The organism is Pseudomonas sp. CH61 (assembly GCF_059429415.1).
The window spans coordinates 857618-884096 of record NZ_CM182098.1; the positions used below are offsets into that span (position 1 = coordinate 857618).

At 60.1% G+C, this 26479-nt stretch carries 15 protein-coding genes; 6 read left to right on the forward strand and 9 right to left on the reverse strand.

Annotated elements, in window-relative coordinates; translation table 11 throughout:
- Positions 1-86 precede the first annotated feature (86 nt).
- Both ptrR and AC5SEM_RS03980 read left to right on the forward strand, forming a co-directional pair.
- Positions 87-980 carry a putrescine utilization regulator PtrR gene (gene ptrR, locus AC5SEM_RS03975; protein WP_137218693.1) on the forward strand — a complete coding sequence of 298 codons (894 nt, stop codon included), beginning with the start codon at positions 87-89 and terminating at the stop codon, positions 978-980.
- A gap of 142 nt (positions 981-1122) precedes the next feature.
- On the forward strand, positions 1123-1251 hold the full coding sequence (locus tag AC5SEM_RS03980) for a PA1414 family protein (RefSeq protein WP_007914492.1): 129 nt from the start codon (positions 1123-1125) through the stop codon (positions 1249-1251).
- Between the two features lie 106 nt (positions 1252-1357).
- Here AC5SEM_RS03980 and AC5SEM_RS03985 read toward each other — a convergent pair whose 3' ends face one another.
- The 6 genes from AC5SEM_RS03985 to speB form a co-directional block, all read right to left on the reverse strand.
- On the reverse strand, positions 1358-1606 hold the full coding sequence (locus AC5SEM_RS03985; protein WP_034153223.1) for a phosphopantetheine-containing protein: 249 nt from the start codon (positions 1604-1606) through the stop codon (positions 1358-1360).
- Positions 1607-1648: 42 nt separating this feature from the next.
- Entirely contained in the window at positions 1649-2374 is a 726-nt protein-coding gene (locus AC5SEM_RS03990) for an MBL fold metallo-hydrolase (RefSeq protein ID WP_495472226.1), read from the reverse strand.
- An 86-nt stretch (positions 2375-2460) separates the two neighbouring features.
- Positions 2461-3840 carry a sodium:solute symporter family protein gene (locus AC5SEM_RS03995; protein WP_471895408.1) on the reverse strand — a complete coding sequence of 460 codons (1380 nt, stop codon included), beginning with the start codon at positions 3838-3840 and terminating at the stop codon, positions 2461-2463.
- A gap of 162 nt (positions 3841-4002) precedes the next feature.
- Positions 4003-5505, reverse strand: coding sequence for a purine-cytosine permease family protein (locus AC5SEM_RS04000; RefSeq protein ID WP_495472227.1), 1503 nt, complete (start codon positions 5503-5505; stop codon positions 4003-4005).
- Positions 5506-5561: 56 nt separating this feature from the next.
- Complete coding sequence (locus AC5SEM_RS04005) at positions 5562-5984, reverse strand: YybH family protein (protein WP_495472228.1); 423 nt, start codon at positions 5982-5984, stop codon at positions 5562-5564.
- Between the two features lie 10 nt (positions 5985-5994).
- Positions 5995-6945, reverse strand: a complete 951-nt coding sequence (speB, locus tag AC5SEM_RS04010) for an agmatinase (RefSeq protein ID WP_003222717.1) — start codon at positions 6943-6945, stop codon at positions 5995-5997.
- A 395-nt stretch (positions 6946-7340) separates the two neighbouring features.
- On the opposite strand from speB, the gene AC5SEM_RS04015 reads away from it, so the two are divergent.
- Together AC5SEM_RS04015 and AC5SEM_RS04020 are read left to right on the forward strand one after the other, a co-directional pair.
- Positions 7341-8234 carry a LysR family transcriptional regulator gene (locus tag AC5SEM_RS04015; protein ID WP_007956593.1) on the forward strand — a complete coding sequence of 298 codons (894 nt, stop codon included), beginning with the start codon at positions 7341-7343 and terminating at the stop codon, positions 8232-8234.
- Positions 8235-8252: 18 nt separating this feature from the next.
- Positions 8253-8849: a tRNA-uridine aminocarboxypropyltransferase gene (locus AC5SEM_RS04020; RefSeq protein ID WP_495472229.1), complete on the forward strand. Its 597-nt coding sequence runs from the start codon at positions 8253-8255 to the stop codon at positions 8847-8849.
- A 114-nt stretch (positions 8850-8963) separates the two neighbouring features.
- Here AC5SEM_RS04020 and AC5SEM_RS04025 read toward each other — a convergent pair whose 3' ends face one another.
- From AC5SEM_RS04025 to AC5SEM_RS04035, 3 genes are all read right to left on the reverse strand, one after another.
- A complete protein-coding gene (locus tag AC5SEM_RS04025) occupies positions 8964-10325 on the reverse strand; it encodes an HlyD family type I secretion periplasmic adaptor subunit (protein ID WP_095119047.1) in 1362 nt (453 codons plus the stop codon).
- 10 nt (positions 10326-10335) lie between these two features.
- Positions 10336-12495, reverse strand: a complete 2160-nt coding sequence (locus tag AC5SEM_RS04030; RefSeq protein WP_495472230.1) for a type I secretion system permease/ATPase — start codon at positions 12493-12495, stop codon at positions 10336-10338.
- Positions 12496-12652: 157 nt separating this feature from the next.
- Positions 12653-14011: a TolC family outer membrane protein gene (locus AC5SEM_RS04035; RefSeq protein WP_077571597.1), complete on the reverse strand. Its 1359-nt coding sequence runs from the start codon at positions 14009-14011 to the stop codon at positions 12653-12655.
- Positions 14012-14543: 532 nt separating this feature from the next.
- Between AC5SEM_RS04035 and AC5SEM_RS04040 the strand changes: the two genes are divergently transcribed.
- Complete coding sequence (locus AC5SEM_RS04040) at positions 14544-23894, forward strand: retention module-containing protein (RefSeq protein ID WP_495472231.1); 9351 nt, start codon at positions 14544-14546, stop codon at positions 23892-23894.
- Positions 23895-24356: 462 nt separating this feature from the next.
- The gene (locus tag AC5SEM_RS04045) at positions 24357-26393 is read left to right on the forward strand and encodes a hypothetical protein (protein WP_495472232.1); all 2037 of its coding nucleotides are present in this window, start codon (positions 24357-24359) and stop codon (positions 26391-26393) included.
- Positions 26394-26479: the final 86 nt, after the last annotated feature.

A 26479-nucleotide genomic window follows, 5' to 3' on the forward strand; every position in this document is an offset into this window, starting at 1 on the left:
GGATCAATGACCGTCAGGCTAGGACTGATTGACTTTCTTTAAAATTGAATAATAGTGAGCAACTTGTTCTGTTATGGAGAAGGGTTGTGGAATTCAGCCAACTGAGGATCTTTCAGGCCGTGGCCGAGGAGGGTTCGATTACCCGCGCCGCCGAACGCCTGCACCGGGTGCCGTCGAACCTGTCGACCCGGCTCAAGCAGCTTGAGGAACAACTCGGTGTCGAACTTTTCGTCCGTGAGCGTCAGCGTTTGCAGCTATCGCCTGCGGGAAAAGTCCTGCTGGACTACACCGGCAAACTCTTCGCCCTGCGCGATCAAGCCAGTGCCGCGGTAATGGGTGGCAAACCGGCCGGCGACTTCGCTCTGGGCACCATGTACAGCACGGCGGCGATCCATTTGCCGGCGCTGCTGGCGCAGTATCACAAGCAGTATCCGGCAGTGAATCTGCAGGTGCAGTCAGCGCCCAGTGGAGAGTTACTGGAAGGCTTGCTCACCGGTCGTCTTGATGCCGCGTTGGTCGATGGCCCGCTGGAACTGGCCGGGCTCGACGGCGTGCCGTTGTGCGAGGAGCGCCTGGTGCTGATCACTGAAATCGATCATCCGCCGGTACGCAGTGCCCGGGATGTCGAAGGGCGGTCGGTGTTTACCTTTCGCCGGGGTTGCTCCTACCGGATGCGTCTGGAGGCGTGGTTTTCGCACTATCAAGCGACCATGGGCCGGGCGATGGAGATCGAGTCGTATCAGGGCATGCTCGCCTGCGTGATTGCCGGCAGCGGCGTGGCGCTGATGTCGGAGTCGATGCTGGCCAGTCTGCCGGGCCGCGACAGCGTGGCGATGCATCCGTTGGCCGAGCCATTTGTGGGTGCGACAACGTGGCTCATGTGGCGCAAAGGTATGCTGGGCGCCAACCTTAATGCGTGGATCGAGGTGCAGCAGGCTGTCTATCCCGCGGCTCAGATCGAAACCCGGGAAACAGCTTGAACCACTGTCCGCGAACTCTGTTCAATTCAGTAACAGATCATTGCGGATTTGGCCGAGCATTGCGTAGGACTTCGGACTATTATCAGTGCGAAGCGGCCTCAGAATTCCGGCCGCTCAGCACCACCCTGAAGGGGGCATGACGATGAAAGAGAAAATTCAAAATTGGCTGCACGATTTGGGTGTTGCCCTCGGTTTGATCGAACCGCCTCTGCAACCTGTACCGATCCGCACCGATGACGAGCAGCGCCGCCGTCAACAACGGCGCCGGTAACGCCCCCGATCCGAGATCAACGGATTCAAGATCAAGAGATCGCAGCCTTCGGCAGCTCCTGCATAAAACAGTGTAGGAGCTGCCGAAGGCTGCGATCTTTTGATTTTCAGTGCCGCCCGATTTCCAGCAAAAACCGGCTCAAGTCATTCGCCGTCTTCGCGGTCTTGAGCATGCGGTCTTCCTCGGCGGTGAACGCCGTCAGCCCGAATTCATCTTCCAGATGAAAGATCAGATCCTCGATGTCGGCTTTCTCCAGGCCCAACTGCACCAGACTGGTGTTGTCGTTGAATTCGCGGGTTTCCAGCAGACGCCGGATATATCGATGCACGGCGGCACGTACGGCAGCTCTTCTCATGGCAGATTTTTCTGATTGTTGTCTGCTTGAGTGAAGCAGGCCTCAGGCGTGGCCGCGCAACCACTGGTCAATCATCGAGCGCAAATGCTCCCCGGAAAAACTGCCGAAATGCCCGCCATGCACGGTGCGGATCGGCAACGCCTGCAAACGTCGCAGACTGGCGGCGTAATCCTCAAGATTGGAGTGGTAGGCGTCTTCGATCAGCGGCCCGTCGTAGATGATGTCGCCGCTGAACAGGGTTTGCGTCGCCGCCTCATACAGGCTGATCCCGCCCGGCGAATGCCCCGGCGTGTGCAGCACTTGCAGCGTGCGATTGCCCAGATCGAGCACATCACCGTCCTCGACAAACCCGGTGGCCGGCGCGGCTTTCACCCGGTATTCGGCGTAGCACAACGGGCAATCCGGATGCGCTTCGAACATGTCATCGCCGACGAACGCGCGGCTCAAATCATTCTCGCCATCCGGCGCCGCCAGAATGTCAGCCTCGGCGGGATGCACCAGCCGTTCAGTAAATTCGTGATGCCCGGCGATATGGTCGAAATGGCAATGACTGGCCACCGCCACCAGCGATCGCTCGGTGATCCACGGCAATTGTTCGCGCAGGCTCACCAGCCCCGAACCGCTGTCCAGCAACAGGTCTTTGTCGCGACCCTGAATGTGCCACAGGTTGCAGCGGTAGAACGGCCGGATATACGGTTCATGAATCAGCCGAATACCGTCACTCAAGTGCTGCACTTCAAACCACTGATCGCGAGAAACGATCTTCATCAGTCATTTTCTCCAGACGTAAAAAAACGGGTGTGGCAACCGACGCCACACCCGTCGAAGAAAGCATCAAGTCGTTACATCAGAGCTTAGATCGCACTCGCCACCGTCGCCGGGCGAGGGGAGACCAGACTCACCACCACAAAACTCACCAGACCCACGGCCAGGCTGTAGTAGATCGGCGTGTTGGCATCCAGACCGTCTTTGAACATGAACAGCAGCGCGGTGGCAAAACCCAGGCCCATGCTGGCGATGGCGCCGGCGGTGGTCGCGCGTTTCCAGAAAATTGCACCCATCAACGGAATCAACATGCCGCCCACCAACAGGTTGTAAGCGAGAGTCAGCGCACTTATCACGTCGTTGACCACCAGCGCGATACCCAGCACGACAATACCGGTGAGCAAGGTGAACAGGCGGTTGATGCCCAGGCTCGACGGTTTGCCGCCACGCAGCTTCGGCAGCAGGTCTTCAGTCAGAGTAGTGGCCGCAGCAAGGAGGCCGGCGCTGGCGGTGGACATCATCGCCGCCAGTGCAGCCGCGATCACCAGACCCCGGATGCCGTCCGGCAGCGACAGTTTGACGATGGCGGCGAAGGCGTTGTTGACGTTGTCCAGATCCGGGATCAGCACGTGCGCGGCCATGCCGATCAGCGCGCAGGCCAGGCCGTAGACGATGCAGTAGATGCCGGCGATGCTGCCGGCGTATTGCGCGACTTTGGCGGTCTTGACGGTGAACACCCGTTGCCAGATGTCCTGACCGATCAGGATGCCGAAGAAGTAGATCATGAAGTAGGTGATGATCGTGTCCCAGCCGATGGTGGTGAAGCTGAAGGCGGTCGCCGGCAGTTTCAGCACCAGTTCGTCCCAACCGCCGACGCGGTACAGGCAGATCGGCAACAGGATGAACATCAGGCCCACGGTCTTGATGATGAACTGGACGATGTCGGTCAGGGTCAGCGACCACATGCCGCCAATCGCCGAGTAGATCACCACCACGCCACCACCGACGAGTACCGAAACCCAGAATGGCAGGTCAAACAGCACTTGCAGGACGGTGCCGATCGCGAGGATCGAGGTCACGCCGATCATCAGTGCGTAGGCCAGCATGATTGCCGCGCTCGCCGAGCGGGCCATCGGGTTGTAGCGTTTTTCCAGGACCTGGGTAACGGTGTAGATCTTCAGTTTCAGCAGCGGTTTGGCGAGGAACAGGTTCAGCGCGACGATGCCGCAACCGAGTGCCGCGCACAGCCAGAAACCGGAGATGCCGTGCACGTAGCCCAGACGTACGGTGCCGACCGTGGACGCGCCACCGAGCACGGTCGCGGCCATGGTGCCCATGTACAGGCTTGGGCCGAGGTTTCGACCGGCCACGAGAAAGTCCTCGTTGGTCTTAGCCTTGCGCATGCCGAAGTAGCCGAGCAAGAGCATGCCGGCGGCGTAGATGAGGACGACGAATAAATCCAAAGCCATGATGGCGTGTCTCCGATTGTCTTTTTTATGTTGAAACAAATTTGGTTCAGCAAGGCTGCCCACTGTGGGAGCGAGCCTGCTCGCGAAGGCGTCAGCACATTCAACAAAGACGTGACTGACAGATTGCTTTCGCGAGCAGGCTCACTCCTACAGGGATCGGCGTCAGGCGGCCTGGCGCAGTTCAGGTTTTTCCACGATTTGGCTGCGTGCATCCTTCGGACCGAACACTTCGCGCGGTTCCGGGAACAGGCTCAGCAGCGTCAGGTACACCACCGAAGCCAGGCCCAGGGTCACCGGCAAACTGATGTCGATGCCACCGGCCATTTCACCCAGCGGGCCGACGAACTGCCCCGGCAAATTGACGAAGCACAGGCCAACCGCCGCGCTCGGGATCCATGCACCCAGACCGCGCCAGTTCCAGCCGTGGCTGAACCAGTAGCGTCCGCCCTGTTCGCCGCGCGTGAACACTTGCAGGTCATCCGGGCAATAGAAGCCGCGACGCATCAACAGGCCGATGATCATGATCACCATCCACGGCGTGGTGCAGGTGATGATCAGCACAGCGAAGGTCGACACGCTCTGCACCAGGTTCGCGGCAAAACGGCCGATGAAGATGAAGGCAATCGACAGCACGCCGATCAGCAGCGTCGCTTTTACGCGCGACAGCACCCGCGGAAACACGCTGGACATGTCCAGCCCGGTGCCATACAGCGAGGTGGTGCCGGTGGACATGCCGCCGATTACCGCAATCAGGCATACCGGCAGGAAGAACCAGCTCGGCGACACCGCCAGCAAACCACCGACATAGTTGTTCGCCGCGATGTAGTCCGGCGCCTTGATCGCGACGATGGTCGCGGTGCTCAGGCCGAACAGGAACGGGATGAACGTGGCGATCTGCGACAGCACAACGGCGGCCATGATGCGTTGCTTGGAGGTGTCACGCGGGATGTAGCGCGACCAGTCGCCGAGGAACGCGCCGAAGGAAATCGGGTTGCTCATCGCCACCAGCGCAGCGCCGATGAACGCGGCCCAGAAGCCCGGATGACCGAGGCTCACCGTACCGGCGTAGTTCACATCGAAAGGACCGGCGAAGGCGAAGATGCCCAGCAGGAACAACAGGCTGGCGCTCCACACGGCGATCTTGTTCACCCACAGCAAAAAGCGGAAGCCGTAGATGCACACGGTCAGCACCAGAATCGCGAACAGACCGTAGGCTAGGCCCAGGGTCAGGTCGGTTTCCGGCAGACCGATCAGGCGTTTTGCACCACCAATCAGCGCATCGCCCGAACTCCACACCGAGAGCGAGAAAAACGCGATAGCGGTCAACAGCGACAGGAACGAACCGACGATCCGCCCGTGCACGCCGAAGTGCGCACCGGACGACACGGCATTGTTGGTGCCGTTGAGCGGGCCGAACAGGCCCATCGGTGCGAGGATCAGCGAGCCGAGCAGCACGCCCAGCACAATGGCCCAGACGCCGGCCTGAAATGACAGACCGAACAGTACGGGGAAACTGCCGAGCACGGCGGTGGCAAAGGTATTCGAACCGCCGAAGATCATCCGGAACAAGTCCGTCGGGCCAGCAGTGCGTTCGTGGTCCGGGATCTGTTCGACCCCGTGGGTTTCAATCTGCGTAAGGCTTTGGTCGTTGTTGTTGTTATTCATGATCTGCTCCGATCATAAAGGCGCGCCTCATCGTGCGTGAGGCGTCACCTGTTTGGCTAAGGGGATGGCAGCCCTTCCGGCATTGCGGACAAATGTTCGTGGCAGGCCAGCCAAAGGCCTTGTTGTTCTAGGCTCGACGCTTGTTTCTTGAAAACAATCGTCTCGCGCTCCTGGCTGAAGTGTTGCTCCCCTTGCATGCGCAGCTCGGTGGCCACGTCATGGATGAAAATCGCTACGTCACCTTGCAGGCTGACGAAGGCGTTGCTCGACGTGCACGAGAGCACTTCGAAGCCATCCTCGGCGCGCCAGTTGTCCCACAAGGCCTGATAGGCATCGCGCGACAGCAACGGCTGTTCGAGGGTGTAGAAGACGAAACTCGCATCGGCGCTGAACGCGCCGAAGTAAGCCTCGCGATCGTTACGGGCGAAGGCGGCCACCAGCTCGGCGGCCGCTTGCAAAACCTGATCACGTTCGTTCATGACCCGACCCTCAGCGATGGACCACGCCAGGCAGTACGCAGAGCATTTCGTACAGCAGGTTGGCGGCCAGCAGCGAGGTGTTGCCGGTGGTGTCATAAGCGGGCGAGACTTCTACCAGATCGCAACCGATCAGGTCGAGGCCTTGGCAGCCACGGACGATTTCAATCGCCTGAATGGTCGTCAGACCACCGATTTCCGGGGTGCCGGTGCCAGGTGCCCAGGCCGGGTCGATGCCGTCGATGTCGAAGCTCAGATACACCGGGCCACCGCCGACTTTCTCGCGCACTTCGGCCATCAGTGGCGCCAGCGACTTGTGCCAGCACTCTTCAGCCTGAACCACGCGGAAGCCCTGATCGCGGCTCCAGTTGAAGTCGTCAGCGGTGTAACCCTGTGCGCGCAGACCGATTTGCACGACGCGGTCGCAGTCCAGCAGACCTTCTTCGACGGCGCGACGGAAGGTGGTGCCGTGGGCGATCTTCTCGCCAAACATGTGATCGTTGACGTCAGCGTGGGCATCGATGTGCACCAGACCGACCTTGCCGTGCTTCTTGTGAATCGCCCGCAGGATCGGCAGGGTGATGGTGTGGTCGCCACCCAGGGTCATCGGGATCACGTTGTGCTCGAGGATGTTGTCGTAGGCTTCTTCGATGATGCGCACGGCGTCGAGCAGGTTGAAGGTGTTGATCGCCACGTCACCGATGTCGGCAACCGACAGCGAGTCGAACGGCGCAGCGCCGGTGGCCATGTTGTACGGGCGGATCATCACCGATTCGGTGCGGATGTCGCGCGGCCCGAAGCGGGTGCCGGGGCGCAGCGAAGTACCGATGTCCAGGGGCACGCCAACGAAGGCAGCGTCCAGGCCGGCAGCGGTCGGTACATGGGGGAGTCGGAGCATGGTGGCGATGCCGCCGAAGCGCGGCATTTCGTTGCCGCCCAGTGGTTGGTGAAGAATCTTGTCCACGGGTAAGGCCTCATCGTCTTTGTTTTATTTATGTCGGCGCGCCGTGGAGCAGGGGGGCGGGCGCCGCTGTGGGGCCGATGATGCGAAATGTAGTGCGGCGGAAGAATCGCTACGGGCAAAAACTTAGTTCAGATTTTTCTAAACTAATGGGCGAGGGGCGATTAGACTTTGTCGTGTTCGGGTCGTGTGATCGGCAGGAGATCGTTGCCCTCACCCCAGCCCTCTCCCTCAGGAGAGGGGGCCGATCTCCATTGCTTTTTAATTTTGAGTTCGACTCGATATTGCAGGTCGGCGTAAATCCTCATAACCGCTCGGTAGGCTTCCTTTCCCTCGGGGAGAGGGCTGGGGTGAGGGGCTTTTCCCACAGACACACAGTTGCAAAGCCCGGAGTAGACATGGCCAACGCTTTACCCGACCTGAAACTATTACGCATTTTCGTCAGCGTCGTGCGTCATCAGGGTTTCGCCAACGCCCAACAGGAACTCAACCTGTCGACCTCGGCGATCAGCACCTACATGAGCCAGCTCGAAGCCGCACTCGGCCTGGTGCTGTGCCATCGCGGGCGCGGCGGCTTCAGCCTGACCAGCAAGGGCGAGCTGTTCCATCAGGAAACCCTGCGCCTGCTCGCCGAACTCGAAGGTTTCGAGCAATACGCCGCCGCGCTCAAGGGCGAACTGCGCGGCACGCTCAACCTCGGTGTGATCGACTCCACCGTCAGTGACAAGGCCTTGCCGTTCGCCGAAGCCATCGGCGCCTACAGCCAGGAACACCCGGCGGTGCATTTGCATCTGTCGGTGATGAGCCCGTACGAACTGCAACTCGGCGTGCAGGACAACCGCCTCGATCTGGCCATCGGTGCGTTTTCCACGCGCATGAGCGGTCTGGTCTACATGCCGTTGTACCGCGAGCAGCACTGGCTGTATTGCAGCAGTCGTCACCCGTTGTTCAACGAACGGCGCATTCCCGAGCAAGTCATCACCCAGCAACGCATGGTCGGACGTGGTTACTGGAGTCAGGCCGAACTGGCGCGCCACGGCTTCAAACACAGCGCGGCGACGGTGGAAAGTATGGAGGCGCAGCTGATTCTGGTGCTGTCCGGCGCCTACATCGGTTACTTGCCAGAACACTACGCTCAGGCGTGGGCCGACAAGGGTGACCTGCGCGTGCTGCTGCCGGCGACCTTCGGTTATCAGGCGCCGTTTTCGATGATCATGCGTCGCGGCCGTAGCCGCGAACCGCTGATCCAGACCTTCCGTGATTTGCTCAAAGCTCAGCTCAATCAGGCGTAGCTGGTAGGGAAAAGAAGTATGTCCAGAATTCAATGCCCGCGCTGCCTGCGCCCCCAAACCCATTGCCTTTGCCCGCTGATCCCCAGCCTCGACAGCCGCACGCGAGTGTTGCTGTTGCAGCATCCGAGTGAGGTTAATCATGCGTTGAATACCGCACGGTTGGCAGCGTTGGGGCTGAGCAATGCCGAGCTGATTGTTGGTGAAGTATTCGAGGATTTACCGGCGCTGTTGAACCGGCCGGGCTATCGGGCACGGTTGTTGTTTCCGGCTGATGATGCGCAACCGATGCAGGCTTATGGCGAGTCCGATGAACCACTGTTGCTGGTCGTTCCGGATGGCACCTGGCGCAAGGCGCGCAAGATGTTGCACCTCAATCCGCTACTGGCGGCGTTGCCACGGGTGACGCTGGCCGAAGGTGGCGTGTCGCGCTATCGCTTGCGCAAGGCACCGGGACCGGGGGCGTTGTCGACCATCGAGGCGATTGTGCAGGCGTTGCAGACGCTGGAGGCACCGGCGTCATTCGAGCCGTTGCTCAAACCGTTCGAGGCGTTGATCGAGGGGCAGATTGCGGCGATGGGGGAAGAAACCTTCCAACGTAACCATGGCCACAAATGATCGTTCCCACGCTCCGCGTGGGAATGCATCCAGTGACGCTCTGCGTCACAGTCGCAAAGGGACGCGGAGCGTCCCGGGCGGCATTCCCACGCGGAGCGTGGGAACGATCATCGGCTAGCGTTCGCGCATCGCCTCGGTCCGGGCTTTCAGCACTGGCTTGAGCAGGTAATCCAGCACACTTTTCTCCCCGGTAATAATGTCCACCGTCGCCACCATCCCCGGAATAATCAGCAACGGTTTCACATCCCCGCCCAAGTGGTTTTTATCGGTGCGCACCTGAATCAGGTAGAAGCTGTTGCCCTTGTCATCGGTAATCGTATCCGCACCGATCAGCTCAAGCTTGGCGCTCAGCCCGCCGTAAATCGTGTAGTCGTAAGCGCTGAACTTGACCATGGCTTTCTGGCCCGGATGCAGGAACGCCACATCCTGCGGCCGCACTTTGGCTTCGATCAACAGGTTGTCTTCCAGCGGTACGATTTCGACCATGTCGCTGCCCGGCTGAACCACGCCGCCGATGGTGTTGACCTTCAATTGTTTGATCACCCCGTGCACCGGTGAAGTCACCGTAGTGCGGGTGACGCGGTCGTCGATAGCGATGCTGGTCGCGGTGATTTTCGACAGGTCGGTGCGTTTCTCGTTCAGCTCTTTCGCCGCCTCCGAACGGAAGGTTTGCTCGGACTCGTCGATCTTGCTGCGGATCTCGGCAATCGCCGATTCGGCGCGGGGGATAGCCAGCGTTGTCGCGTTCAATGAGCCGCGGATTTCTACCGCGCTGCGTTTGAGTCGGAGGATTTCCACCGGTGATACCGCACCGGTTTTTACCAGCGGTTCGGACATGTTCATTTCTTGCTGCAGCAGCGCCAGACTGGAACTGAACTGGCCTTGCTTGGAGCGAAACTCGGCGAGTTCCTGAGTCTTCTGCCGCAGTTGTTCGCTCAACGTGCGCTGCTCGCTGGCCAGCCGGCGCTGACGTTGTTCGTATAGCGAACGCTCGTCTTCGGCGACTTGCGGCGCTTTGGCGATGACTTCATCGGAGAGCTTGAACGGCCGGCCCTCGGCCTCCGCCGACAGCCGTTCGACCTGCGCGGTCAACGCATAGCGATCCGCCTCGCTCTCGCCTTTGTTCGAGCGAAAGCGTGTGTCATCCAGACGCAGCAGCGTGTCGCCCTTGTTCACCATCTGCCCTTCACGAAAGAAAATCTCGGTGACGATGCCGCCCTCAAGGTTCTGGATCACCTGAATCTTGCTCGACGGAATCGCCTTGCCTTCGCCCATGGTCACTTCTTCGAGTACGGCGAATTTGGCCCAGACCACCGCGCTGATCAGCAGCGCCGCCGCCAGCCACACGGTGATCCGCGACCAGCGCGGCGAATCCTGCAAGGACGCGCCGGCGGTTTCCGGCATGAATTCGGCTTCGGCGCTTTTGCCGAAACTGTCGAAGTAGCCGCGCTCTTTGCTATCGGAGGAAGCAGACATGGGGCAACTCCTAGACCGCCGCCGAGCCGACACGGCCCTTGCGCAGTGCATCGATGACCGCTTCTTTCGGACCGTCGGCGACGACCCGGCCGTTGTCCAGCACCAGCAAGCGGTCTACCAGGCTCAGCATCGAAGTGCGGTGGGTGACCAGCAGCAAGGTCTTGCCTTGCACCCAGCCGTGCAGCTTCTGCCGCAGTTGGTCTTCGCTGCTGTTGTCCATGGCGCTGGTGGGTTCGTCGAGCAGCATGATCGGCGGATCGAGCAACAGCGACCGCGCCAGCAACACCGCCTGACGTTGGCCGCCGGAGAGCAATTGCCCGCGTTCGCCCACCGGACGGTCGAAACCTTGCGGATGTTGGCGAGCGAGTTCGGTAACGCCGGTCAGTTCGGCCACTTCGAGCATGCGTGAATCGCTGATGTAGCGTGCGCCAAGGGTCAGGTTGTCGCGCAAACTGCCGGCCAGCAGCGGCAAGTCGTGGGCGACATAACCGATTTGCTGACGCAGGTCGGCGACGTCGAGTTGGCGCAGGTCGAGGCCGTCGAGCAACAGCTGGCCTTCCTCGGGTTCATAAAAGCCCATGACCAATCGCGCCAACGTGCTTTTGCCCGAACCGCTACGACCGATGATGCCGACCCGCTCACCCGGTTTCAGACTGAAGCTGACATTGCTCAGCGCCGGCGCATTCTGGCCGTTGTAATGAAAGGTCACGCCGCTGACGTCCAGCGCACCTTGCAGTTGAGTGCGCTCCAGCGGCCGCTGTTTGCCGTCACGCTCTTGTGGCAGGGCCATCAGTGCATCGGTGCTTTTCATGGTCAGTTGCGCTTGCTGATAGCGGGTGATCAGCCCGGCAATCTGCCCCAGCGGCGCGAGCACGCGGCTGCCGAGCATGTAGCTGGCGACCAGCGCACCGACGCTGAGGTTGCCGGCGATGATGCTGTAAACCCCGGCAACAATGGTCGCCATCCCCGAGAATTGTTGAATGAACAACGTGCCGTTAGTGGCCAGCGCCGACAGATTGCGTGCGTGGCTGTCGAGGCGGGTGAGGGCGCCGTGGGTGCTTTCCCATTTGTGCTGGCGCTCGCTTTCGGCGCTACAGGCCTTGAGGGTCTCCAGGCCACCGAGGGTTTCAATCAGCACCGCTTGACGTTCGGCGCCTAGGCTCAGGCTCTTTTGCACGGTGTCCCGCAGGCGCACCTGAATGATCATCGCGAAGACGATGGTGATCGGAAACGCCAGCAGCGGAATCACCACCAGCCAGCCGCCGAGCAGGCCGATCACCACCAGCATCAGCACCACGAAGGGCAGGTCGATCAGGCTGGTCAGGGTTACTGCCGTGAGGAATTCACGCAGGCCCTGAAAGTCATGAATGCTCTGGGCGAAACCGCCGATGGTCGCTGGCCGCGCCTTCATCGACATGCCGGTGATGCGTTCGAACAAAGTCGCGGAAAGGATCACATCGGTTTTCTTGCCGGCGGTGTCGAGCAGGTGCGCACGCACCACCCGCAAGACCAGTTCGAAACCGGTGCCGATCAACAGTCCGATCGACAGCACCCACAGGGTCGACGTCGCCTGATTCGGCACCACGCGGTCGTAGGTCTGCATGACGAACAGCGGCACCATCAGGCCTAAAAGGTTGATCAGGAAACTGGCGAGAATCGCATCGCTATACAACCATTTCGACAGCTTCAGGGTGTCGCGAAACCACGCATGCACCCGTGGCACCAGCGGTGATCGCAGGTCTTCGAGTTCATGGCGCGGACGGGCGAACAAGGCCTGGCCGCTGTAGTGTTCAGTGAGTTCGTCGCGGCTGATCCATTGCTCACCGCCATCGGCTTCGCTGGGCAGGATCAGCGCTTTGCCGTCGTCACCGAAGCGCCGTAAAACAGCAGTGCGACCGTCGTTGAGCAGCAGCAGAATCGGCAGGTTGAGTGGTGAGATGTCTTTCAGCTCGCGGCGCAGAACCCGCGCCTGTAACCCGGCCCGGGCAGCGGCGCGCGGCAGCAAGTCGAGGCTCAGGCGTTGTTTGTTCAGCGGCAGCCCGGCACTCAGGCTGGCGCGACTGACCGTTGCGCCATGCAGTTTGCAAAGGATCAACAGACCGTCGAGTAACGGATCATCGAAGCTCAGCCGCGGATCGATCCCGGTGTGGCCGGGTTCCATGCTGGTCATATTGATCGCCTCTGTTGAACGGGCACGGGAATCCACACATTGATCGTTCCCACGCTCCGCGTGGGAATGCAGCCCGGGACGCTCCGCGTCCCAAAGCGGACGCAGAGCGTCCATTGAGGCATTCCCACGCAGAGCGTGGGAACGATCAACAGGGGACTTATTTCAGCTCGGGCAAGCGCGCTTCGTTTTTGACCTCAGTCGCAGCGATCGCATCGGCTGGCAGCACCACCCGTTGTTTGCTCAACAACTGGCCCATGTTCGCCAGCACGCGGTACATCGAATACTCCTCGGTGTAGCGGATTTCGGTGTAGCGACGGTTGGCGTTGTACAGCTCGTTTTCACTGTCGAGCAAGTCGAGCAAAGTCCGTTGACCAAGGCCGAACTGATCCTGATACGCGGCACGCACGCGTTTGGTGGTTTCGGCGTATTCGCGGGCAGTCGGGGTCTGCTTCTTCGCGTTAACCATAGCGTTCCAGGCCAGACGGATGTTCTCGTTGAGCTGGCGCAGGGCGTTGTTGCGGATGTCCATTGCCTGGTTGATCTGGTGCGCATCGGAGGCCAGGCGCGCCTTGTCGCTGCCGCCGCGGAACAGGTTGTAGTTCATCACCACCCCCACGCGCCATTCGTTGTCGTGGCCTTCATCGCCCTGCACATTGTTGTTCGCACCGACGGCCGCTTCCGCGTCGAAGCGTGGATAGAACGGCGACTTGGCGACTTCGTACTGGCTCTCGGCCGATTGCACGTCAGCCTGGGCGGACTTCAGATACGGGTTGTTGTCGACCATGCTCTGTTGGGCTTCACGCAATTCGGTCGGCAGTTCGCCGCGGGTCGAGGCTGGGGTTTCCAGCTCATCGGGCATGCGCCCGACCACGCTGTAGAAGTTGGCTTCGGCGTCGGCCAGATCGACTTCGGCGGTGTCGAGGTTGTTTTGCGCCAAGGCCTTACGGGCTACCGATTGGTCGGAGTCAGCGGTGCTGCCTACGCCACGCTCGGTACGCAGGCCGATCTGGTCGTTGACGCGCAAGTGCGCCTGCAGGTTGTTCTTGGCCAGAGTCACCAGCTCGCGACGTTTGAGCACTTCGAGGTAGACCTCGATGGTGCGCAGGGCCAGATCCTGAGCGGTGCCTTGCGCGTAATATGCGCGGGAATTGGACACGCCTTTGGTGCGCTCGACTTCGTTGGCGGTGTTGAAGCCGTCGAACAGCATTTGTCGCAGGCGCAGCTCCGACTGGGTGTAATTGAGGATTTCGGTGTGGTGATTACCGAAGGCCCGGGTGTTGGTGTTATCGCTGTAGCCACGGCCATACGCGGCGTTCAAATCGACGGACGGATAGAAGCCGCCCTTGGCCACTTTGACTTGTTCATCAGCGGACAGGCGCGCGTCCACGCGCGAGGCCAGTTCCGGGTGAGTGGCGATGGTGCTTTGAATGGCCTCGGTGAGGTTCATGGCCTGGGCTTGGGAAGTGCAAGCCATGGCCAGCAAAACCGCGCTGCAGAGGGGGGTTAGAACGCGCATGGGTGCATCTCCCTGAGTCCTGATGGTATGTTACTGTCGCCAAATATTTGACGATATTTTTAGGTGCAAGCGTTTCACTCTTGTAACAACAGAGCTAAGAACATCCTGAAGCGTAGCTAAGAAAAAATTTTCATAAGGCTTATGCCGAAAAAAACTTATGCGCTTTGCAAAAACCGGCACATTGTTCAGCACGAAAGCCTTTGTTTTATGCGCTTTAGGGAGCGCAGGAAGGCTTGAGGAAAGTTCCACTCACTTTGCGACATACGGCGAAGTACTGCTGAAGGGGAGGGACGCGTAGCAGCTGATGGGTGACATTTTTTTGTCACTCGAGTGATTCATCAGCGTTACGTAGCGTTAGTGGGCGTATTGCTTTGATCGGGATGCGGAAGTGCTTGATAGCACTGAAGTTTCCGAAAGAAGCTACCTGCGAAACGAACTGTTGAAGGTGCGAGCGTCGCCTCCAACAACCCGATTGAGCCATGGGCTGCTTCGCTTACCAGTGCCGACGGTGGTCGGCAGCGGAGGATTTCACATGGCAACGCTCATCGGCACAGTCACTAAAGTCATTGGCCAGGTTTTCGCCCAGTCAGCCGACGGTACCAAACGCGCATTGGTTGAGGGGGATCGCCTGTATGCCGGCGATCAACTGATCACCGGCGCAGAGGGCGCCGTCGCCGTCCATCTGCAAAACGGCCAGGAACTGACCCTCGGACGCGGCAGCAGCATGACCATGACCGGTGAACTACTGGCGGGTCAGGCGGTGCATGTAAATGCCGCTGAGGCAGTGACTCCGAGCGACGCGCAACTGACCGACGTCGAGCAGATCCAGAAAGCCATTGCCGCCGGTGACGACCCGAGCAAAACCGCTGAAGCCACCGCGGCCGGTCCGAATGCCCCGGGCGGTGCGCCCGGAGAGGCGGGCGGCGGCCACAGTTTTGTCCTGCTGACGGAAGTTGGCGGCCGGGTTGATCCGATCATCGGTTTCCCTACTGCCGGATTCGGCGGTATTCCCGAATTCCCTGAAGAACGCCACAACGCGGTGATCGACAGCGGCGATGACACCCCGGCTGCCGTGGTGCCGCCACCGGTGAACAATCCCGTGACCCTCACAGGCCTGAACGTGGCTGGCGGCGAACTGAACCTCAGTGAAGCCAATCTGCCTGACGGCTCGGCGGCCAATCCTGGTGCACTCACGCAAAGCGGCAGCTTTACCGTGTCGGCGCCGGACGGTCTGACCAGCCTGAGCATCGGTGGCATCAACGTTATCGTTGGCGGTGTGCCGATCGGCTTCCCGCAATCGATCACCTCGCAGTTGGGCAACACCCTGACCATCACCGGTTACAACCCGGCGACTGGCGTTGTCAGCTACAGCTACACCCTCAACGGCAACGAAAGCCACGCGGCCGGTGACGGCGCCAACAATCTCAGCGAACAGTTCACGGTGATTGCCGGCGACAGCAATGGCGACACCGCGACCGGCACGCTCGACGTCAACATCACCGACGACGTGCCCAAAGCGTTTGATGACAGCAATGGCACCGCATCGGAAACCCTGCTGACGCTGACCGGCAACGTCCTGACCAATGACGTGCAAGGCGCTGATCGCGTGCCAACCGGTCCGGTAACCCCGGGCACTTTCACTGGCACCTATGGCACCTTGGTTCTGAATGCCGACGGCACGTACACCTACACGCTGAACACCAGCGACGCGGACTTCAAAAACCTCCATGGAGGCGGCAACGGTACCGAGACCTTCGCCTACACGATCACTGATTCGGACGGTGATACCAGCACTGCCAACCTCGTCCTGCAGATCCACAACAACGATGATCCGGTGGTCATCAATGGCCTGAACGTCGAAGGCGGCGAGCTGACGGTTTACGAGAAAAACCTCAGTGACGGCAGCGCGTCGGACTCCACTGCGTTGACCCAAAACGGCACGTTCACCATTACCGCTCTGGACGGCGTCACCACCCTGACCGTCGGCGGCATCGCCGTGGTCACCAATGGTGTAGCCGCAGGCTTTCCGCAATCGGTCACCACGCCATTGGGCAGCACACTGACCATCACCGGTTTCAACGCCACCACCGGCGTAGTCAGCTACAGCTACACCCTGGTCGACAACGAAGCGCATCCAACCGCCAACGGCGCGAACAATCTGCCTGAGCAATTCGCCGTCACCGTGGTCGATGACAACGGCACCACTGCCAACGGCACCCTCGACGTAAACATCGTCGACGACCTGCCAAAAGCCGTGGATGACAGCAACACCGGTACCGCGTCGGAAACCTTGCTGACACTGAGCGGCAACGTCCTGACCAACGATGTACAAGGCGCTGACCGCGTACCGACTGGGCCGGTAACCCCAGGCACTTTCACCGGTACTTACGGCACGTTAGTGCTGAACGCCAACGGCACCTACACCTACACGCTGAACACCAACGACGCAGATTTCAAAAACCTCCACGGCGGTGGCAACGGCACGGAAACTTTCGCCTACACCATCACCGATTCCGACGGTGATACCAGCACGGCGAATCTGGTGCTGCAGATCCACAACAACGACGATCCGGTGATCATCAACGGCCTCGACGTGAATGGCGGCGAACTCACCGTTTACGAAAAAAACCTCAGCGACGGCAGCGCAGCGGATTCCTCCGCGCTGACTCAGAGCGGCACGTTTACCATCACCGCACTCGATGGCGTGACGACCCTGACCGTCGGCGGCATCGCCGTCGTCACTAATGGCGTAGCAGCAGGTTTCCCCCAATCGGTCACCACCCCGTTGGGCAGCACGCTGACCATCACCGGTTTCAACGCCACCACCGGCGTGGTCAGCTACAGCTACACACTGGTCGACAACGAAGCGCACCCCACCGCCAACGGCGCGAACAATCTGCCTGAGCAGTTCGCCGTCACCGTGGTCGATGATAACGGCACCACTGCCAACGGCACGCTCGACGTGAACATTACCGACGACGTGCCCAAAGCCGTTGATGACAGCAATGGCACGGCGTCTGAAACGCAACTGACACTGACCGGCAACGTGCTGACCAACGACGTGCAGGGCGCGGACCGCGTGGTGACCAATGAAAGTGCCGGGCCGATCACCGCCGGCACATTCACCGGGACTTACGGCACCTTGGTGCTCAACGCCAACGGCACCTACACCTACACGCTGAACACCAACGACGCCGACTTCAAAAACCTCCACGGCGGTGGCAACGGCACGGAAACTTTCGCCTACACCATCACCGATTCCGACGGTGATACCAGCACGGCGAATCTGGTTCTGCAGATCCACAACAACGACGATCCGGTGATCATCAACGGCCTTGACGTCAATGGCGGCGAACTTACCGTTTACGAGAAAAACCTCACTGACGGCAGCGCACCGGACTCCACCGCGTTGACCCAAAGCGGCACGTTCACCATCACTGCACTCGATGGCGTCACCACGCTGACTGTCGGCGGCATCGCCGTGGTCACCAATGGTGTAGCCGCAGGCTTTCCGCAATCGGTCACCACGCCATTGGGCAGCACACTGACCATCACCGGTTTCAACGCCACCACCGGCGTGGTCAGCTACAGCTACACCCTGGTCGACAACGAAGCGCACCCGACCGCCAATGGCGCGAACAACCTGCCTGAACAGTTCGCCGTCACCGTGGTCGATGACAACGGCACCACTGCCAACGGCACCCTCGACGTAAACATCGTCGACGACCTGCCAAAAGCCGTGGATGACAGCAACACCGGTACCGCGTCGGAAACCTTGCTGACACTGAGCGGCAACGTCCTGACCAACGATGTACAAGGCGCTGACCGCGTACCGACTGGGCCGGTAACCCCAGGCACTTTCACCGGTACTTACGGCACGTTAGTGCTGAACGCCAACGGCACCTACACCTACACGCTGAACACCAACGACGCAGATTTCAAAAACCTGCACGGCGGTGGCAACGGCACGGAAACTTTCGCCTACACCATCACCGATTCCGACGGTGATACCAGCACGGCGAATCTGGTGCTGCAGATCCACAACAACGACGATCCGGTGATCATCAACGGCCTTGACGTCAATGGCGGCGAACTTACCGTTTACGAGAAAAACCTCACTGACGGCAGCGCACCGGACTCCACCGCGTTGACCCAAAGCGGCACGTTCACCATCACTGCACTCGATGGCGTCACCACGCTGACTGTCGGCGGCATCGCCGTGGTCACCAATGGTGTAGCCGCAGGCTTTCCGCAATCGGTCACCACGCCATTGGGCAGCACACTGACCATCACCGGTTTCAACGCCACCACCGGCGTGGTCAGCTACAGCTACACCCTGGTCGACAACGAAGCGCACCCGACCGCCAATGGCGCGAACAACCTGCCTGAACAGTTCGCCGTCACCGTGGTCGATGACAACGGCACCACTGCCAACGGCACCCTCGACGTAAACATCGTCGACGACCTGCCAAAAGCCGTGGATGACAGCAACACCGGTACCGCGTCGGAAACCTTGCTGACACTGAGCGGCAACGTCCTGACCAACGATGTACAAGGCGCTGACCGCGTACCGACTGGGCCGGTAACCCCAGGCACTTTCACCGGTACTTACGGCACGTTAGTGCTGAACGCCAACGGCACCTACACCTACACGCTGAACACCAACGACGCAGATTTCAAAAACCTGCACGGCGGTGGCAACGGCACGGAAACCTTCGCCTACACCATCACCGATTCCGATGGCGATACCAGCACCGCGAATCTGCTGCTGAACATCCACAACAATGATGATCAGGTCTACCTCAATGGCCTCGACGTCAATGGCGGCGAACTGACGGTCTACGAGAAAAACCTCAGTGACGGCACCAGCCCCGACACCCCGGCGCTGACCCAAAACGGCACCTTCACCGTCACCGCGCTCGATGGCTTGCAAACCCTGACCGTGGGCGGTATCAGCGTGGTGACTGGTGGCGTGGCCGCAGGCTTCCCGCAATCGATCGTCACGCCGCTCGGCAGCACGTTGACCATCACCGGTTACAACCCGGCGACCGGCGTGGTCAGTTACAGCTACACGTTGGTCGACAACGAAACCCATCCAAACGCCAACGGCGCCAACAGCATCACCGAGAACTTCAACGTCGTCGCCACCGACACCGATGGCAGCACCGCCAGCGGCCAGATCAACGTCAACATCGTCGATGATTTGCCGAGCGCCCACCCTGACGCCGCATCGGTGGCGGAGGGCGGCACGGTCAGCGGCAACGTGCTGAACAACGACATCGGTGGCGCTGATGGTCCGGCCGTAACCGGCGCGGTGGTCGGCGTGCGCGCTGGCTCCGATACCTCGACCTCGGCCATCGGCGGCCTCAACAGCAACATCAACGGCACCTACGGCTACCTGACCCTGGACGCCAACGGCAACGCCGTCTACCACAGCAATCCCAACGTCGTGAACGGCCCGGGCGCAGTGGATGTGTTCACCTATACCGTGCGCGATTCCGACGGTGACGAAAGCACCACCACCATCACCATCGATGTCGCCAACAGCAAGCTGTGCGCGACCAGCGACACCGACGTCACCGTCTTCGAGAAAGCCCTCGACCTGACCAAGGACGGCGCGGATCTGGCTCCCGGTACAGTCACTGGCAGCGACCCGACCAACACCGGCGAAACCGCGTCCGGCACCCTGGTCGGTTCGGTCACCGGGGCGGTCGGCGCGATCAGCTATGCACTGGTCGGCAGCGCCACCGGCAACTACGGGCAGATTGTCCTCAACCCCAACGGCACGTACACCTACACGCTGACCTCGCCGGCGAGCACCACGCCGCATGCCGACGACGGCGCCAACACTCTGACCGAAACCTTTACCTATCAGGCCACTGATTCACTGGGCAACATCGTCACCAGCACCATCGTCGTCAGCATCGTCGATGACGTGCCGAAAGCCGTGAACGACAACAACGCCAACAGCGCTTCGGAAACGCAACTGACCTTGACCGGCAATGTGCTGAGCAACGATGTGCAAGGTGCTGATGTGGTCGCGACCGGACCGAATGCCGGGCCGATCACCGCAGGCACCTTCACCGGTACTTACGGCACGCTGGTGCTCAACGCCAACGGTACTTACACCTACACGCTGAACCCCAACGATGCTGACTTCAAAAACCTGCACGGCGGCGGCAACGGCACCGAGACATTCACCTACACGCTGACTGATGCCGATGGCGACACCAGTACCGCCAACCTGGTGCTGAATATCCACAACAATGACGATCCGGTGCTGCTCAATGGCCTCGACGTCAATGGCGGCGAACTCACCGTTTACGAGAAAAACCTCAGCGACGGCACCAGCCCCAACAACCCGGCGCTGACCCAAAGCGGCACCTTCACCGTCACTGCGCTCGATGGTCTGCAAACCCTCACCGTCGGTGGCATTGCCGTGGTCACTAATGGCGTGGCCGCAGGCTTCCCGCAATCGGTGGTTTCGCCGCTGGGCAGCACCTTCACCATCACCGGTTACAACCCGGCAACCGGTGTCGTCAGCTACAGCTACACCCTGGTCGACAACGAAACTCACCCGAACGCCAACGGTGCCAACAGCCTCACCGAGAACTTCAACGTCGTGGCGACGGACACCGATGGCAGCACCGCCAACGGCCAGATCAACGTCAACATCGTCGATGACCTGCCGACTGCCAAACCCGACACCGGCTCGGTGGCGGAGGGCGGCACGGTCAACGTCAGTGTGCTGGGCAATGACGTCAGCGGTGCCGATGGCGCGGCGACGGTGGTCGGCGTGCGCGCCGGCAGCAACACTGGCACTTCGGCCATCGGCGGCCTCAACAGCAACATCAATGGCAACTTCGGTTACCTGACCCTCGATGCGGCGGGCAACGCTGTCTATCACAGCAACCCGAACTCGGTGAGCCCACCGGGCGCCACCGACACTTTCACCTATACGATCCGCGACAGCGACGGTGATGAAAGCACCACGACCATCACCATCAACGTCGCCGACAGCAAACTGCTGGCCTCGGTCGATCAGGACGTGACGGTCTATGAAAAAGCCCTCGACCTGAGCAAGGACGGCGCGGATCTGGCCCCCGGTACGGTCACCGGCAGCGATCCGAGCAACACCGGCGAAACCGCCACCGGCACGCTGGTCGGCGCGGTCACTGGCGGCACAGGCGCGATCACCTACACCCTGGTCGGCAGCGCCACCGGCACCTACGGGCAGATCCAGCTCAACGCCGACGGCACCTACACCTACACGCTGACCTCGGCGCCGAAAACCTCGCCGAGCGCCAACGACGGGGCGAACACTCTGAGCGAAAGCTTCACTTACCAAGCCACTGACGCGCTGGGCAACAGCACTACCAGCACCCTCGTGGTCAACATCGTCGACGACGTGCCAAAAGCGGTGGCGTCGGATCGTTCGGTGGCGGCGGTGGAGATCGATTCCAACATCCTCATCGTCCTCGACATCTCCGGCAGTATGGCCGACGCCTCCGGCGTACCGGGCCTGTCGCGACTGGCGCTGGCCAAACAGGCCATCAGCGCCTTGCTCGACAAGTACGATGACCTCGGCGATGTCAAAGTGCAGCTCGTCACCTTCAGCAGCAACGCCACCGACCGGACGACGGTGTGGGTCGATGTGGCCACGGCCAAGACCCTGCTGGCCGGCCTCACCGCTGGTGGCGGTACTAACTACGACGCTGCCGTGGCGACCATGTACAACGCGTTCAACACCTCGGGCAAACTCACCGGGGCGCAGAACGTCGGTTACTTCTTCTCCGATGGCAAACCCAACGAGGGCGATATTGGTACTGCCGACGAAGCGACGCTCAAAGCCTTCCTCGATGCCAACAACATCAAGAACTACGCGATTGGCCTGGGCAGCGGCGTGAGCAACGCCAACCTCGATCCGTTGGCTTACGACGGCATCAGCCACACCAACACCAACGCGGTGGTGGTCACCGATCTCAACCAGCTCAACTCGGTGCTGTCGGGCACCGTGCAGGGCGCGCCGGTCACCGGTTCGTTGCTGGGCGAGGGCGGCACCTTTGGCGCCGATGGCGGTTTCATCAAGTCCATCGTGGTTGACGGCACCACTTACACCTACGACCCGAAAGCCCTCAGCGGCCAAGGCTCGTTGACGCCAAGTGGCGGCATCAATCACGGCACCTTCAACACCGCCAACAACACCTTGAGCATCGCCACCAATAATGGCGGCACATTGCTGATCAACCTCGACAGCGGCGACTACACCTACACCTCGCAGAAAACCACGGCCGTGGTCATCACCGAGAACATCGGCTTCACCGTCAGCGACAACGACGGCGACCTCGCCAGTTCGACGCTGACCGTGAAAGTGATCCCCAACGCGCCACCCGTGGCAGTCGACGATCACGTCATCACCAACGTGCTGTCGGGCAATATCGTCGTGCCGGGCGAACTGCTGCTGGCCAACGACACCGATCCGAATGGCGACACGCTCAACGCCACGCCGACCACCTTCAACACCGGTTGGATAGCGAAGGGCGCGGACTTCACCGGTACCGGCGCGATCACGTTCAACGGCAACAACAACACCGCCGCCAACCAGACCCTGGCCGATGTGCGCAATGCGTTCGCCGCCAACACCGCAGCGATGACCGCCGTGCTGGTGATCAGCGGCTACCTCGGCGCGGTGACCAACGCCAATGCCAATGATGAAGACCTGATCACGGTCAAACTGAAACAGGGCGAAACGCTGAACCTGGATCACAACCTGGCAGCCGGGCACATCACTCTGGAGTACTCGCTCAACGGTGGCGCGTTCGTCGCGATTGCCGATGGTGGCACGATCACTGCCAGCGCCGATGGCACCTACCAGATCCACGTCACCAACATCGCCAATCCCAGCGGCGGCGGTAACCCCAACGCGGCGGAAAACTATCAACTGACCATGACGGTCAACTACGCCGGGGCCCACGATGTCACCCCGGACTTCCACGGCACTTACACCGCCAACGACAACCATGGCGGCAGCGACACGGCCAATGTGAGCATCAGCTATCAGGATGGCCACACCCTCACTGGCACCTCGGGAGATGACGTGCTGGTGGCCGGCAGCGGCGACAACATCCTCAACGCTGGCGATGGCAATGATGTGCTCAGCGCAGGCTCAGGCAACAACGAGATGCACGGCGGCGCCGGCAATGATTTGCTGTATAGCGGCCCGGGCAATGACCTGCTCGATGGCGGCACTGGCATCGACACCGCCAGCTATGCCCACGCCACCGCCGGGGTGACGGTCAACCTCGGCCTGCTCGGTGCACAAAACACCCTCGGCGCCGGCACTGACACCCTGACCGGCATCGAAAACCTCGTCGGCTCGAACTTCAACGACACCCTGACCGGCGACAACAATAACAACGTGATCAACGGTGGCCTCGGTAACGACATCCTCAACGGTGGCGGCGGTGACGACCTGCTGATTGGCGGCATGGGCAACAACACCATGACCGGCGGCTCAGGGGCCGACACCTTCCAGTGGCTCAAGGGCAACAGCGGCCATGACCTGATCACCGACTTCACCCCCGGCACCGACAAACTCGACCTGTCGCAACTGCTGCAGGGCGAGAACGGCACCACGGCGTCGCTGGATGACTACCTGCACTTCACTGTCAGCGGCAGTGGCGCTTCGGTGCTCACCAGCATCGACGTCAGCGCCATGGCCGGCGCAACGCCGAACCAGACGATTGATCTGGCCGGCGTCAATCTGGCCAGCCATTACGGCGTGACGCCGGGGGCGGGCGGGGTGGTGGCTGGCGGGCATGACACGGCGACGATCATCAGCGGCATGTTGAATGATCATTCGTTGAAGGTGGATACGGTGTAAGCGACGCCTGAAACGACAAAACCCGCCGTCCCGTTCAACCGGGGCGGCGGGTTTTGTCTGCCTGAAGGCAGGGCGTTGTTCTTCCGGCGCTTTCGCGAGCAGGCTCACTCCCACATTGGAGCGCGGTTAACCGTGGGAGCGAGCCTGCTCGCGAAGCGCCGGATCTGACTCCGAATAACTCAGCGGTTGATCACACCTGTATCAACCCGGCGGATTCTGGCGTAGCTGTAGGCGATGACGCGAGATCGTGTAGCTCGATTTTTTGCCTGCACGTTTTTGATAAACGCACATGATTAAGCCCCCTGCGTACGAGCATTGATTCCGACGAACGGTAGCAAAACCTGTAATTTCTGACAGTAGGCAGCGCCCGCCTTTGCGCATTAAATCGAACCCATGCAGCGGCGGTATCACCCTGTTGATACCGCACACCAACGTTTGGTTAATTGTCGCGGAGCGTCCTCCATGCAGCCCTCGGAACACACACAAGGCCCGCACAGTGCAAATCCGCAACCATCAGGAGTCACCGCTTTGCCGGTTCCGCAAGTGCCGGTCATTCTCAAGGACGAACACGGTGCAGAAAGTCCCGACGGGCTGTTGCCGCGTACGGAGTTGAACCGTGATCTGCAGTTGATTGTTCCAGCGTGGAACTTCACGACCGATCCTGATCTCGGGCCGGACATTGTCAAAGTGGGATTTCGCCCGCTTGGGGATGCCTTTCGCGAAGTCAATGAATTTAAGTTCCCTTTTCCCATCGAACCTGGGGACAAGTATGTATCAGTCCCCAGGGACTATCTGGACAATGGCATCTACGACCTGTCTTACATCCTGATCCAGGGGGGCAACCCTGCTGAGTCCGAAAAAAAACGTATTACTGTGGACAGGGTGGCCCCGGATGATGGTCAGGAACCCGCCTTGCTGGAAATGCTCGATGTCGTCGGCGCTATCACCGACGACTACTTGAAGGAACATGGACAGGTTCGTTTTCAAGTGCGCAGTTATGTGGGAATACAAGCCCGGGACAGAGCCATTTATTTCTGGACCGATACGGATAAACCTTCCGACTCGGAAACCGAGATTGATGAACAGGAATTCAGTCAGACAGACATTGACCTTGATGAACTGTTTATCACCATGCGCGAACAGGACATTCGTGATCGGGGTGAGGGGCCCCGTTATATCTACTACCGTCTACGAGACTGGGCGGGTAATAAAGGCCCCAGATCAGAACTGTTGCAACTGTTTGTCGATCTGCTCCCGGCGCCCGGAAATCTCAAACCGCCTCGCGTGCCGTTGTCGGACCGAGGGTTGATTGACCGCCAGCATGCCCGTGAAGGTGCGGTGGCTCAGGGTGCCGTGACGGTAGAAATCGATCGTTATGACAATCCAGGTAGTGACAACGAAATTCTGCTCGACTGGTATGACACACTGCTAGCGCCGGTGCCGGTTGATCCTTCCCGCTTTCCCGTGGTCGTGCCAGTGCCTTGGTCAGCCCTGACAGCTAAGGGGCTGGGGCCCTTGACGGCGTCGGTGACTTACAAAGTGCGACGTCCTTCAGGCACCACACAACCTTCTCTGGGAACCCGGGTCGCCGTGGATCTGACCCTCGCAGGGCAGGACCACGCCAATGCCCCGGCATTACTCAACCCTGATCTGGCAAAAGTAGAAATATACGGCGTCAATTCGAAACGCCTCAACACGCTGACGTCGGATGATTTTGGCGAGCCTGCCGAAGGGATTCTCGCGCTGTTTGATGCGCCACTTGCCGGGCAGACAATCAGACTGTTCTGGGGAGCAATCGCCACCCCTGCAGCACAATATATCGTCCAGCCCGGTGATGTAGCCGGTAAGCAAGTGCCGTTCACCATTCCTTGGTCGATCATTGACCAGGACCGGGAGAACCCTGCATTACCGGTCTATTACACGACCAGCAACAACGTCAATCTGCAACAGGCTCTGACAACATCAGTCAATGTATCGATTGTGGTGATCGAAAACCTGAAGGAGCCATCCTTTCCGCATGCGAACAAAAATGGTGTTCTTGACTGTTGTGCATGTCCGCGACTGTGGAAAGGGGTCTGGGTGAAAATCGACGGGAATGCCGCCTTCGACAAAGATGATGAAGTGACTCTGCATTGGCAAGGATGTAAAGGACTGAATGGTTCTGAACCTATTCCCGGAGTGACAGACAAGTTCCCCACGATATTGAGTGACGCGCAAGCGCGTGATGGTTTTGAAGTGCATGTCGCGGACTTTGAACGTTTGATTGCCCCTATGGTGGATGACGGCTCTGCACTGTGTCATTACACACTTAAGAAAGCCAAGGGCGGCGTGGGCAGTTCAAAAGAGGAATTCGTCATTATTAATAGAACCCTGCCCAGCGGTATTGTCTGCTCCGATAAGGAGGGCGAGGATTACTGCGGTTCGCCCTGCGAGAATTCCGGATGGGGTCAAAAGTTTGCAGAACACTTGTCTGCGAAGTTGCCAGGCTTGTTGAAATAAGCAGTTCCTGAATTTCACGTTTCTCGTGTCTGACTCAAGTAATGCCTTTCAGTGACAAGAAGTTTAACCAGTGCCAAACGTATGCC